The sequence below is a fragment of the Burkholderia sp. MBR-1 genome (assembly GCF_013822785.1).
GTDB lineage: Bacteria > Pseudomonadota > Gammaproteobacteria > Burkholderiales > Burkholderiaceae > Burkholderia > Burkholderia vietnamiensis.
In genome coordinates this window covers 1,160,110-1,172,903 of the sequence record NZ_CP053610.1, presented here as the reverse complement: position 1 = coordinate 1,172,903, position 12,794 = coordinate 1,160,110, and the positions used below count along the sequence as shown (strand labels likewise).

Genomic DNA, 12,794 nt, shown 5'->3' with positions numbered 1-12,794 from the left:
CCGCCGTGCGCGCATTGCAGGCCGCATGCCGTCGACGCCGCTGCTGGAGCGGCGCCGTCGGCCGCGCGTATTCGCGGGCCGAGCGGCGGCTGCACGTGTTAGGCGTCGCGCCGGCTGCTCGCACAAAAAAGTTTGCGGCAATGCGTACTTCGTTCCGTCTAGGTAGGTGAGAGCGGCAAGCCGGTGCATCGGGCACGCTCGCGACGCGGTCGAATGCGATGCGGCCGCGTCGATGGTTGCGGGTTGTGCGATGACGATTCGTCCTTTCCGATTGACACGGTCGAGGCCGTTCGACAGTGCGACGGCGGCGACACGAACGGCGCCATCGTTCGATGCTACGGCTGCGGGTATCGGAAATCTCGGCAACGCACCGCGCAGTCCACGATAAGGATGGCGAACCAAGCGTCATCAAAGTGAAACAGGCATTTGATAACGGAGCGGGCGGCGCATGCAGCACGGCCGGTCCGGGAATCGGAACCACATAGGGGAATGGCGCATGCCGCCGAGAGTAGACCGCAAGTCACGCGAACGATGGCGGCTGAGATGCCGATGCCTGGCCGGCGCCGTATTGGCCGGCGGCCTATGCGGCGCACCGGGCGTGCGCGCACAGCAAGCCGCCGCGGCGCCGGCCGCGAGCGCCGCCGCGCCGCAAGCGCCGGCGCCGCAGACGTTCGACGTCAACGCATTCGTCGTGCGCGGCAACACGACGTTGCCCGCGCTCGAGATCGAGAAGGCCGTCTATCCGTTCGAAGGGCCGGGCCGCACGCTGGCCGACGTGAACGGCGCGCGCGATGCGCTGCAGAAGGTCTATCAGGATCGCGGCTATCAGTCGGTCGTCGTCGAGTTGCCGCAGCAGCAGGTGAAGAACGGCGTGATCCTGCTGCAGGTGACCGAGGCGAAGGTCGGCCGGCTGCGCGTCGAAGGTGCGCGATACGACTCGCCGCAGAACATCCGCGACGCGGTGCCCGCGCTCGCCGAAGGCAAGGTGCCCGACTTCAACCAGGCGCAGCAGCAGCTCACGGGCCTGAACCGCTCGGCGGATCGGCAGGTGATTCCGGTGCTCAAGCCGGGCACGATGCCGCAGACGGTCGACGTGGATCTCAAGGTCGACGATCACAGCCCGCTGCACGGCACGCTCGAACTGAACAACGACAACAGCCCCGGCACGTCCGCGCTGCGCACGAGCGCGAGCCTCAGCTACTCGAACCTCTGGCAGCTCGGCCACGTGATCTCCGGCACCTACGTGATCGCGCCGCAGCATCCGAACGATGCGCGCGTCTATGCGTTTTCGTATCTCGCGCCGATCAAGGACACGCGCTGGAGCTTCCTCGCGACCGTCGTGCATTCGGACAGCAACGTCGCGTCGGTCGGCGGCACCAACGTGCTCGGCAAGGGCACGACGTACGGCTTCACCGCGATTTATGCGCTGCCCGGATCCGACACCTACGCGCACACGGTCAGCATCGAGATCGACCGCAAGCATTACGACGAGAACGTGAGCGTGGTCGGCCAGACCTCCACCGCGCCGCTGACCTATGTGCCGGTGACGTTCTCGTACAGCGGCCAGCTGAGCCTGACGAACTCGCAGACGTCGTTCTCCGCGTCGCTGACGACCAACATCCGCGGCCTCGGCAGCGACTGGGGTGCCTGGGACAACAAGCGCTACAACGCGACGCCGGATTTCGTGTACGGCAAGTTCGACGTCAACCATACGCAGCGCTTCGCGAACGACATGCAGGCCAACGCGCACGTGAGCGCGCAGCTGTCGAACTCGCCGCTCGTGTCGAGCGAGCAGTTCGCCGCGGGCGGGATGAACAGCGTGCGCGGCTACATGCAGGCCGAAGACACCGCGGACAGCGGCGTGATCGCGTCGCTCGAGCTGCGCAGCCCGTCGCTGTCGAAGTGGCTCGGCGGCGCGGTCGGCAGCCGCGTGAACGAGTGGCGCTTCCACGCATTTTTCGACGCCGCGCATCTGTGGCTGCTGAGCCCGCTGCCGGAGCAGACGTCGCGCTTCAACCTGATGAGCGTCGGCGTCGGCACGCGGCTGCAGCTGATGAAGTACGCGAGCGCGGATTTCGAGGCCGGATGGCCGCTGAAGGCCGGCGTCTATACGCGGCAGTACAGCCCGCGTTTCGATTTCTACGTACGGCTGGGGTTCTGACGGATTTTTTTTTGACCGTGCCGGGGCGCTGCGGCGAGCGCGGCGCCCGCACATTCGGGGAGTGGATCGTGAAGCGAGTCTTGTTTTTCCTGTTGGCGGCGATGCTCGGCGTGCTGCCCGGCATTGCCAACGCATGGTGGCAGAACGACTGGTCGTACCGGAAGGCGATCACCATCGACGCGAGCCCGAAAGGCGCGAACCTCGCCGAGTCGGCCGGCCGCGTGCCGCTGCTGATTCGCCTGCATTCGGGCAACTTCCAGTTCGACGGGCTGGCCGACAACGGCGCGGACATCCGCTTCGTCGCGGCCGACGACAAGACCCCGCTGAACTACCACGTCGAACAGTACGACCCGGTGCTCGGCGTCGCGCTGATCTGGGTCGACGTGCCGAAGATGCCGGCGGGCGCGGCGGAATCGATCTGGATGTACTACGGCAACAAGAAGGCGCCGGACGGCGGCAAGCCGGCCGACACGTTCGACGCCGACTACACGCTCGTGTACCACTTCAACGGCGCGCCGGGCACGCCGCCGAAGGACGCGACCGCGTACGCGAACAACGCGCAGAACGCGACGTCGCGCGCGATCGAGGACGGCATCGTCGGCAAGGGCGCGCGCTTCGACGGCAATGCATCGCTGACGCTGCCCGCGAGCCCGTCGCTGAACGTGCCGGCCGGCGGCAGCTTCACGTTCAGCGCGTGGGTCAAGCCGGCCGCGCTCGCGCCGAACACGCTGCTGTACGGCCGCCGCGACGGCGCGAACGCGTTGCTGATCGGCCTCGACAACGGCGTGCCGTTCGCGCAGGTCGACGGCGCGGCCGGCAGCGCGGCGCCGGTGCGCACGCCGACTGTGGCGCCGCTCGCCGCGAACCAGTGGGCCTATCTCGCGGTGACCGCCGACGGCAAGAACCTCACCGTCTACGTGAACGGCAAGCAGGCCGCGCAGGTCGCGGCGGTGCTGCCGGCGCTGAACGGCGCGGCGACGGTCGGTGCGGACGCGCCCGGCGCGCCGGCCGGCTTTGCCGCGTACAACGGCGCGCTCGACGAGCTGCGGCTGTCGAAGATCGCGCGCACGCCGGCCGCGCTCGCGCTCGATGCGCTCGCGCAGGGCTCGGAATCGAAGCTCGTCGCCTACGGCGCGGACGAGAAGCAGTCGGGCTTCGGCTTCGGCTACTTCGGCGTGATCGTGCAGTCGGTGACGGTGGACGCCTGGGTCGTGATCACGATCCTGCTCGGCATGGCGCTCGTGTCGTGGGTCGTGATGTGGACCAAGGCGCGCTACGTCGGCACCGTCGACAAGGCGAACCAGTACTTCGTGCAGCGCTTTCGCGAAGTGGCCGGCCGTCATCTGGTGGGCCTCGCGCACGTCGACGAGGCGAGCGCCGACGGGCGCCGGCTGTACCAGTCGTCGCTGTACCGCCTCTACAAGGCCGGTGTGCACGAGATCCACAGCCGCGTGGACGGCAACGGCCGCACGGTGATCACCAGCGAATCGATCGAGGCGATTCGCGCGTCGATGGACGCGACGCTCGTGCGCGAGAACCAGCGGCTGTCGAAGTCGATGGTGCTGCTGACCATCGCGATCTCCGGCGGCCCGTTCCTCGGCCTGCTCGGCACGGTGGTCGGCGTGATGATCACGTTCGCCGCGATCGCCGCGGCCGGCGACGTGAACGTGAACGCGATCGCGCCGGGTATCGCGGCCGCGCTGCTCGCGACGGTCACCGGGCTGTTCGTCGCGATTCCCGCGCTGTTCGGCTACAACTACCTGCTGATCCGCAACAAGAACGTGACCGCCAACATGCAGGTGTTCGTCGACGAGTTCGTCACGCGCCTCGCCGAAGCGCACCGCACGCCGGATCACGCGGTGCTGGCCGACTGAACGCACGCAGGAGACCACCATGCAGGTTCAGGACGACGACAAGCCGTACGACGACATCAACATCACGCCGATGCTGGACCTCGCGTACGTGCTGCTGATCATCTTCATCATCATGACCACCGCGTCGGTACAGGGCATCAAGGTCGATCTGCCGAAGGCGAGCTCGTCCGCGAGCCTCGCGAAGCCGAAGACGAAGGCGATCACCGTGGCCGATTCCGGGCAGATCTTTCTCGACGCGTATCCGGTGACGATGGACGAGCTAGAGAGCCGGCTGCGCACCGAGAAGGCGACCAACCCGGAATTCCCGATCGTGCTCAAGGGCGATGCCGCCGTGCAATACCAGAAGGTGATGGACGTGCTCGACCTGCTGCGCCGCCTCGACCTGTCGCAGGTCGGCCTCGTGACGGGCAAGGCGAAGCAGGGCGGCTGACGCGATGGAAATGACCTACAACGGCGGCCCGCCGCACAAGGGCCCCGGCCGCTACGTGAAGCCGGTCGCGATCGCGCTCGCGCTGGCCGCGCTCGCCGCGCTGATCTGGCATTTCGCGGGCGATACGGCCGGCGTGAAGCGCGCGAGCGCGCCGCAGGTGACGACGGTGATCCCGCTGCCGCCGCCGCCACCGCCGCCGCCGAAGAAGCCGCCGCCCGAGAAGGTGAAGGACGAGGTCAAGACGCCGGTCGAGCGGCCGACGATCGCGCCGAAACCGTCCGAAGCGCCGAAGCCGTCGGACGACCAGCCGAAGCAGATGACGATGAACGCGCCCGCGCAGGCCGGCACCGACAGCTTCAACATCGGCGCGGGCGACGGTTCGGGGATGGTCGGCAGCGGCGGCGGCAAGTTCGGCAATGCGAGCTACGCGCAGTACATGGTGTACGTGCTGCAGCGCGCGATCGAGCAGGACAAGGGCGTGCAGGAAGCCGGCGGCGCGCGCTTCGCGGGCAGCCTGAACCTGTGGATGGACGCGTCCGGGCGCATCACGAAGGTGACGATCGCGCAGTCGACCGGCGACGCGAAGATCGACGCGGCGGTGCTCGCGGCGGTCGAGTCGCTCGGCCGGGTCGACGAAGCGCCGCCGCCCGCGACCGCGTATCCGGTGCTGGTGCGGCTGCAGGGGCGCAAGCCCGCATGACGCACCGCGCGCGAATGGCGAATCAATCCAAGGGGCAGATCCGTCGCACGGATGCTGCCGCACAAGAAACGGAAATTGTTCGGAGTGCTTCGATGAGTCACAAGATGAATGGACCGGGCGCGGCGCCCCGCAGCGGGGCGCTGCCCGCGCGCCTGTCGCGCGTCGGCGCGGCGGTGCTCACGCTCGGGCTGGCCTGCGCGTCGACCGCGCACGCGCAATCGCTGGCCACGCAAGCCGCGGCGGGCAAGGCCGCGCCGACCGAGAGCGTGGTGATCAACCTGATCAACCTGCTCGTCAAGCGCGGCGTGCTCACGCAGCAGAACGCGAACGAGTTGATCAGCGAGGCGCGCAGCGAGGCCGTGCAGGCGCGCGCCGCGCGCGGCGCCGGCGTGCCGGTCGCGGCCGCGGCGGGCGTCGTGAACCCGCCGACGCAGCCGGGCGACGTCGCGGTGCCGTACGTGCCGCAGCTCGTGCGCGACCAGATCCGCGACCAGGTGAAGCAGGAGGTGATCGCGCAGGCGAAGGCCGAGAACTGGGCGCAGCCGAACACGTTCCCCGACTGGGTGTCGCGCATCAAGCTCGACGGCGACATGCGCGTGCGCGACGAATACCACTTCTACGGCAGCCGCAACGCGAACAACGTGACGAACTTCGCGGCGATCAACCAGGGCGGCGGCTTCGACATCAACTCGAACACCAACACCACGCAGCTGCCGACGCAGAACACCACGCAAAACCGCAACAACCTGCTGCGCTACCGTGCGCGGCTCGGCGTGACCGCGACGCTGTCCGACGAGATGATCGCCGGCCTGCAGCTCGCGAGCGGCAATGACAACGGCCCGGTGTCCACGACGGGGACGGCCGGCGGCGGCTGGGGCAAGAAGAGCATCTGGCTGAACAAGGCGTTCTTCGCGTACCGGCCCGCGCCGTGGCTGAACCTGACGGCCGGCCGTTTCGACAATCCGTTCTTCAAGTCGGACCTGGTGTTCTCCGACGACCTGATGATGGACGGCTTCGCCGCGAACCTGCAGCATGCGCTGCCGTGGAATCCGGACGTCACGCTGTTCGGCACGCTCGGCGTGTTCCCGATCCAGTACACGGGCGAGAACTTCCCGTCCAACAGCACCGACAAGGCCGGCAGCGATACCAAGTGGATGTTCGGCGCGCAGTTCGGCGCGGACTGGAAGATCGACGCGCGGAACCGGCTGAGGGGCGCGGTCGCGTACTACGACTTCCAGAACATGCGCGGCACGCTGTCGTCGCCGTGCGCGCTGTATCTCGGCGCGACCAGCTGCAGCACCGACAACGAGGCGCCCGTGTTCATGCAGGGCGGCAACACGCTGATGGCGCTGCGCAACATCGTGCAGAACCCGAACCTCGCACCGGGGATGACGCCGCAGCCGCAGCTGTTCGGTCTCGCGTACAACTACCGGCTGCTCGACCTGAAGGCGCAGTGGGATACGGTCGTCGCCGATCGCATCAAGCTGCGCCTGGACGGCGAATACGTGCGCAACCTCGCGTACAACGACAACAAGGCGTTCGCGGCGGCGTCGCTGCCGGTCAACAACTACGAGTCGACGTCGGTGAACGCGACGCGCGCCGACTATCGCAGCGGCCCGAACGGCTTCCTCGCGAAGGCGACGATCGGCGAGCCGGAGCTGCGCGAGAAGGGCCAGTGGAATTTCTCGATCGCATACAAGTACCTGCAGCCGGACGCGGTGCTCGACGCATTCAACGATTCCGACTTCCATCTCGGCGGCACCAACGCGCGCGGCTACGTGATCGGCGCGGCCTATGCGGTCGCGCGCGATACGTGGGTGTCGGCCCGCTACCTGAGCTCGAAGGAAGTGTACGGGCCGCCGGTGTCGATCGACGTGCTGCAGCTCGAGCTCAACGCTCGTTTCTGACCGGAGCCGCGCATGAACACGACCTATCGCACGATGCTCGCGGGCGTGCTGCTGCTGGCGGCCGGCGCAGCGCATGCGCAGAGCATCGACGACAAGCTGCGCAGCCAGCTGCGCTCGACCGTGCAGGAGTTGCGCCAGCTGCAGGACAACCAGGCGCAGTTGCAGGCCGACAAGGCGGCCGCTGAGAAGCAGCGCGACGACGCGCTCGCCCAGTTGAAGGCGGCGCAGGCCCAGCTCGCGGCCGCACGCGGCGACACGGGCGCCGAAGCGGCCGCGAAGCGCGCGCTGGCGGCCGAACGGGCGGCGCGCGAGCAGGATGCGCGCTCGCTCGCGAAGTACAAGGCGTCGTACGACGATTTGCTCGCCGTGTCGCGTACGCGCGATGCGCAGCATGTGCAGGCGCAGCAGGATCTCGCCGCGCGTGACACGCAACTGAAAACCTGCGAGGCCCACAATGCGGCGCTGTATCGCGTCGGCCACGAGATCCTCGACGCGTACGAGCATGTCGGCATCGGCACGTTCTTCGCGTCGCGCCAGCCGTTCGCGCAGTCGGTGCGCGTCAGGTACGACGAGCTCGCGCAACGCTACGGCGATGCGCTGTATGCGGGCAAGTACGACGCGGCCGCACGCGCGCCGGCTGCGGCGCCCGCGTCGGCGGCCGCCGCATCGGCCGCGTCCTCCGGCGCAAGCGCTGGTGCAAGTGCGAGCGGGCAGTGACCGCGAGCCGGCGCCGGCCCGAACCGATCGATTCGTTGAATACCGGGAACACAGACATGGAACATGAGCAAACCAACACCGCCGACGAACGCGCGGCACACGATGCGCCGATCGAAGCCGTCAGCGCCGAGCGTCTCGCCGAGATCCTGCGACGCGCGGGCTATCGCGTGACGGTGGCCGAACAGAACGGTGCGATGCAGCTGATGAGCGCGAGTCAGGGCGTCGGCTTCGCGGTGCGCTTCGGCAATCCGGCCGTAGGCGTGCCGCCGGCCATCGACGCCGCGCGGATCGTCTACCTCGACTACACGCTGTCCTGCGTGTTGCAGGTGCAAGGCGAGTTGCCGGCCGAACTGGTGGCGAACTGGAACCGGACCAAGCGCTTCGCGCGTCTCGCGAGCCACGGCGCGTTTCTCGCGCTCGAGATGGACGTGGTGGTCGCGGGCGGCGTGTCCGAGCGCCATCTGCGCTCGACGGTCGAGCTGTGGGACCGGCTGATCCAGGAATTCCTGCTGCATCTGCGCAACCGTCCGACGCTCGCCGAGCAGGAAGCGGCGGCCCGTGCGGCCGACGCCGACCGTCCGGATGCGCCGGCTGCCGTGGCGGCGTCGTCCGGGGCCGCGGTGCCGTCATGATCGCCGCGAGCGCACGCGTGGGACGTCGGATCGGTGCCGCGCTGCGTGCGCTGCTGCCGCCGCATGCGCTGCCCGCTGCGAGCGCGGTGGCGAGCGACGCGGCGCCGGCCGTCTGGGTCGCGTATGCGGAGTGCGTGTCGCGGCGCCTGCAGGCGGTGCTCGACGGCGACGATGCCGTCGCGTGCCGGGTGCGCGCGGATGTCGGGCGCTGGGCCGATCGGCTCGCCGATACCGGCGACGACCGGCCGGTGCTGCCGATACGTGCGTGGCTCGACGGGCGCGGGCACGTGACGCGCGTCGATAGCGTGCCGGCCGGCGATCCTGCGGTCGATGCCGCGCTGCGCGACGCGCTCGTGGGCCGCGCGGTCGGCAGTGCGCCGCCGCGGGGCATGACGCAGCCGATCGTGTTGCGCATGACGCTGTCGAGCGTGCGCTAGGGCGATGCGGCGATGAACGTGAGGACGCACATGCCGTGCGACCGGCGGCGTGCGCACTTGAACAGCAACCGAGAGGGCAGTGCAACGATGATGACGAAGATGAAGACGCGGGCGCTCGTGACGGCCGGCTTGCTGCTGGCCGCACCGCTCGCCGCGCATGCGCAGGACGACGTGATCGCGAGCGTCGCGCAGGCGTCGGTCACGCAGGCCGATATCGCCGGCGTGCTGAAGGCGGTGAACGCCGAAGGCCGCGAGCGGCTCGCTGCCGACCCGGCGGCGCTCGACCAGGTCGTGCGCGCGACGCTCGCGCAGAAGGCGGTGCTCGCCGAGGCGAAGTCGAAAGGCTGGGAGAAGGACGCGCAGGTGCAGGCGGCGATCGAGCAGGCGCGGCGCGACATCGTCGCGCGCAGTTATCTCGCATCCGTCAGTGCGCCGCCTGCCGACTATCCGTCCGATGCCGAGATCCAGTCCGCATACGAGCAGAACCGCGCGGCGCTCACTACGCCGCGTGCGCTGCACGTCGCCCAGATCTACCTCGCGGTGCCGTCGAACGCGGACGCCGCGACGCTGGAAGCCGCTCGCAAACGGGCGGCCGATCTCGCGAACCGCGCGCGCAGCGGCGATTTCGCGGCGCTTGCGCGGGCGAATTCGCAGGACGCCGCGAGCGCGGCGAACGGCGGCGATCTCGGTTTCGTACCGGATTCGCTGATGCTGCCGGCCGTGCGGCAGGCGGCCGACGCGCTGAAGCCCGGGCAGGTGTCCGCGCCGGTTCGCACGCCGTCGGGTTTTCATGTCGTGAAGCTGATCGACGTGCGCGCGGCTGCGCCGCGTCCGCTGGCCGACGTGAAGGAGCAGCTGCGCACGATGCTGCGCGCGCAGCGCACGCAGCAGAATGCGCGCACGTATCTCGCGAACCTTGCCGCGAACGCGCCGATCAACGAAGACGCGCTGAAGAAAGCGCTCGCCGCTGCCCGGTAGGCCGCCATGGCAACTGTCCGTCCGACGCCGCCGGTCGCGGCTCCCGATGCGCGCACGCCGGAGCGGCGGCGCGCGGCCGTCGCGTCCGATCGTCCGCGCCTGCCGAAGGCGACGCCGTGGCCGAGCCGCCGCGGCGAATGGCCGACGCATTGTCCGCTGTGCTTCGGCGCGCTCGAGCCGCTGCCCGGCGCGGGCGGCTATGCGCGGCACCGCAGCGCGCGTTGCTCCGCGCAATGCGTGCTGACGACGCGGCAATATCAACCGGATGAGCTCGCGATCCGCGGGTCGAGCGATGTGGAGGTCGCGGCGCGTCATCGCGAGCGGTTCGTCGCGCGGTGGGCGTGTCATTACGCATCGATGCGGCATGTGTGGCCCGCGCTGACGATCGAGCGCTTCATCGCGGTGATCGCGTGCGCGGACGTCGCGGATCTGTGGTCGTACCGAATGTTGCGCGACGACGATCTGGCGGCCGTGCTGCTCGTGCTGGCGGGGTTTATGCGCGTGCCGGAGGTGGTGGGTGGGGATGCGGTGCGGGCGGATACAGCGGCTGGTGATGTGGCGTGTGCTGTTGCGCGGTTTGCCGATGCGTCGTCCGCTGTCACGCCGTCTTCTGGTGCGCGATTTGCCGATGCGTCGTCCGCGGATACACCGTCTCTCGACACACCTCCGGCCGCCGCACGCAGCGCTGCCGCGCTCGCCCCGACGGCGCGCTGGGTGCGTTTCTGGTTCGACGCGAGCGTGCGTGACTTCGGCGATTTGTGGACCGCGGGCGGCGATGCGCCGCGGCTCTTTCGCGTCGACTATCGCGAGCCCGTCGTCACGCCGTATCCGACCGGCGCGCAGGTGCTCGCGTGGCAGCCGATCGACGGGATGCGCGACGTCTGGGTGCAATGCGGGGATGCGCACGAGCCAGCGGTCGGCGCGGCCGAGCGCGCGGCGTTCGCGCGCTTTCTGGCGCAACCGGTCGCGTGCGCGGTGCGTGCATGAGCGCGCGAATGCTGACGGACCGGTCATGATCCACGGAGAACGGATGAACAGACGACTTGGGGTAATGATGACGATCGCATGCGTGCTGCAGGCCGCGGGCGCGCACGCGCAGGGCGGCGGCGCGGCTGCCGAGCCCGGTTCGGCTGGGAAGCCGGTGTGCGTCGATGCGGAGGTCGACGGCAAGCGCGCGCTGTCCTATGACTGCCTGAGCCGGCAACTGAAGCCGGCGTCCGACGCGCAACCGGGCGGCGCACCGCAGACCGATGCCGAACGGCTGTCGAAGCAGCCGTCGAACCGCATCGGCACGTTCAACCTGTCGACCGAACGCAACCGCTTCGGCTCGAACTGGGGCCGCTCGGCGACGCCGCAGCGGCCCGACGCGCCGGTCGCGGTGCCGCCGAAGCGATGATCGCGCGGTATCGGCGGCCGGCGCGCAGCGATGCCATGAGCATGCGCATGAAGGCGGATCGCGCCACGCTGCTGCGAGTGCTGAGAGGCGGGCTCGTGCTCGCGTGCGCGGGGATTGTGGCTATCACAGTTGCCAGGGCTGCCACGGTTGCCACGGCTCCAACGACTTCCACGACTTCCGCGATTTCCGCGGCTTCCACGGTTGCCACGGCTTCCACGACGCCCGCGCCAACCGAGCGCAGCCCCATCGCCACGAACAACCGCGCATCCGCAACCGTCGCACTGCCGAACTTCGCGGCGCTCGTGCGGCGCGTAGGCCCGGCCGTCGTCAACATCAGCGTCACGCGCGAAGTCGCGCAGATGGGCATCCAGCTGCCGCCCGGCATCGCACCCGATCATCCGCTCGCGCCGTTTCTCGCGCGACGTGTGATCGGCAACCGCGAGGAGGTGAGCCTCGGCTCCGGCTTCATCGTCGACGCGGACGGCGTGATCCTCACGAACCGGCACGTAGTCGGCGACGCAACGAGCGTCGACGTGAAGCTCACCGACAAGCGCGAGTTCACGGGCCGCGTGCTCGGCAGCGATCCGCTGTCCGACGTCGCGGTGATACGTATCGACGCGCACAACCTGCCGGTCGTCGCGACCGGCGATCCGGCACGCACCGAGGTCGGTGACTGGGTGATGGCGATCGGATCGCCGTACGGGTTTGCCAATACGGTCACGCAGGGCATCGTCAGCGCGAAGTCGCGCTCGTTGCCCGGCGAGCGCGCGATTCCGTTCATCCAGACCGACGTGCCGATCAATCCCGGCAATTCGGGCGGGCCGCTGTTCGATCTCGACGGCCGCGTGATCGCGATCAATTCGATGATCTTCTCGAAGACGGGCGGCTATCAGGGGCTCGCGTTCGCGATCCCGATCGATATCGCGCTCGACGTGAAGGACCAGTTGCTGCGCACCGGCAAGGTCGTGCGCGGCCGGCTCGGCGTGGCCGTGCAGGAAGTGAGCCGCGCGCTCGCGCGCTCGTTCGGCCTCCCGGGCCCGGACGGCGCGCTGATCACGATGGTCGAGCCCGACGGCCCGGCCGCGCAGGCGGGATTGCAGGCAGGCGACGTCGTGCTCGCGGTGGACGGCAACGCGGTCGCCGAATCGGCGGATCTGCTCGGCACGATCGCCGGCATGCGGGCCGGGCGGCAGGTCGATCTGCTCCTGTGGCGCGCGGGGCGGGCGATGCATGTCGGCGCGACGGTCGGCGCGTTCGACAGCGGGGCGGCGCCGGCCGGCGTCGCGCGCGGACCGGCCCGCTTCGGGCTCGTGCTGCGCGCCGCGACCGACCGCGAACGGCGGCGGCTCGGCGTGGGCCAGGCGCTCGTCGTCGAACGGGCGAGCGGTCAGGCGGCGCGCGCGGGGTTGCAGCCGGGCGACGTCGTGCTGTCGGTCAACGGCGCGACGGTCGCGAGCATCGACACGTTGATGGCCGCGATGGACGCCGCGCACGGCAACGTCGCGCTGCTCGTGCAACGCGGCGGCACGCGGCTGTATGTGCCGATCGGGGCAGGATGAACG

At 69.5% G+C, this 12,794-nt stretch carries 12 protein-coding genes; all 12 read left to right on the top strand.

The window, feature by feature from the left end; genetic code table 11:
• Positions 1–496: 496 nt before the first annotated feature.
• The 12 genes from MBR110_RS19980 (at position 497) to MBR110_RS19925 (ending at position 12,791) form a co-directional block, all read left to right on the top strand.
• Positions 497–2,161 carry a ShlB/FhaC/HecB family hemolysin secretion/activation protein gene (locus tag MBR110_RS19980; protein WP_226145891.1) on the top strand — a complete coding sequence of 555 codons (1,665 nt, stop codon included), beginning with the start codon at positions 497–499 and terminating at the stop codon, positions 2,159–2,161.
• A 68-nt stretch (positions 2,162–2,229) separates the two neighbouring features.
• Complete coding sequence (locus MBR110_RS19975) at positions 2,230–4,035, top strand: DUF2341 domain-containing protein (RefSeq protein ID WP_060044577.1); 1,806 nt, start codon at positions 2,230–2,232, stop codon at positions 4,033–4,035.
• Positions 4,036–4,054: 19 nt separating this feature from the next.
• On the top strand, positions 4,055–4,465 hold the full coding sequence (locus MBR110_RS19970) for an ExbD/TolR family protein (RefSeq protein WP_014725280.1): 411 nt from the start codon (positions 4,055–4,057) through the stop codon (positions 4,463–4,465).
• Between the two features lie 4 nt (positions 4,466–4,469).
• The gene (locus MBR110_RS19965; protein WP_051974503.1) at positions 4,470–5,165 is read left to right on the top strand and encodes an energy transducer TonB family protein; all 696 of its coding nucleotides are present in this window, start codon (positions 4,470–4,472) and stop codon (positions 5,163–5,165) included.
• Between the two features lie 92 nt (positions 5,166–5,257).
• On the top strand, positions 5,258–7,072 hold the full coding sequence (locus tag MBR110_RS19960) for a putative porin (protein ID WP_014725279.1): 1,815 nt from the start codon (positions 5,258–5,260) through the stop codon (positions 7,070–7,072).
• A 12-nt stretch (positions 7,073–7,084) separates the two neighbouring features.
• Positions 7,085–7,789 (top strand): hypothetical protein, encoded by a 705-nt coding sequence (locus MBR110_RS19955; RefSeq protein ID WP_034195236.1) that lies wholly within the window; start codon positions 7,085–7,087, stop codon positions 7,787–7,789.
• Positions 7,790–7,845: 56 nt separating this feature from the next.
• Entirely contained in the window at positions 7,846–8,421 is a 576-nt protein-coding gene (locus tag MBR110_RS19950; protein ID WP_181709279.1) for a YbjN domain-containing protein, read from the top strand.
• Positions 8,422–8,438: 17 nt separating this feature from the next.
• Positions 8,439–8,858 carry a hypothetical protein gene (locus MBR110_RS19945; protein WP_224056194.1) on the top strand — a complete coding sequence of 140 codons (420 nt, stop codon included), beginning with the start codon at positions 8,439–8,441 and terminating at the stop codon, positions 8,856–8,858.
• An 87-nt stretch (positions 8,859–8,945) separates the two neighbouring features.
• Positions 8,946–9,836 carry a peptidylprolyl isomerase gene (locus MBR110_RS19940; protein ID WP_059739119.1) on the top strand — a complete coding sequence of 297 codons (891 nt, stop codon included), beginning with the start codon at positions 8,946–8,948 and terminating at the stop codon, positions 9,834–9,836.
• A 6-nt stretch (positions 9,837–9,842) separates the two neighbouring features.
• Entirely contained in the window at positions 9,843–10,823 is a 981-nt protein-coding gene (locus MBR110_RS19935; protein ID WP_181709278.1) for a hypothetical protein, read from the top strand.
• Positions 10,824–10,890: 67 nt separating this feature from the next.
• Entirely contained in the window at positions 10,891–11,232 is a 342-nt protein-coding gene (locus MBR110_RS19930; protein WP_175995154.1) for a hypothetical protein, read from the top strand.
• A 47-nt stretch (positions 11,233–11,279) separates the two neighbouring features.
• Positions 11,280–12,791 (top strand): Do family serine endopeptidase, encoded by a 1,512-nt coding sequence (locus tag MBR110_RS19925; protein ID WP_404842298.1) that lies wholly within the window; start codon positions 11,280–11,282, stop codon positions 12,789–12,791.
• The last annotated feature ends 3 nt before the right edge of the window (positions 12,792–12,794 follow it).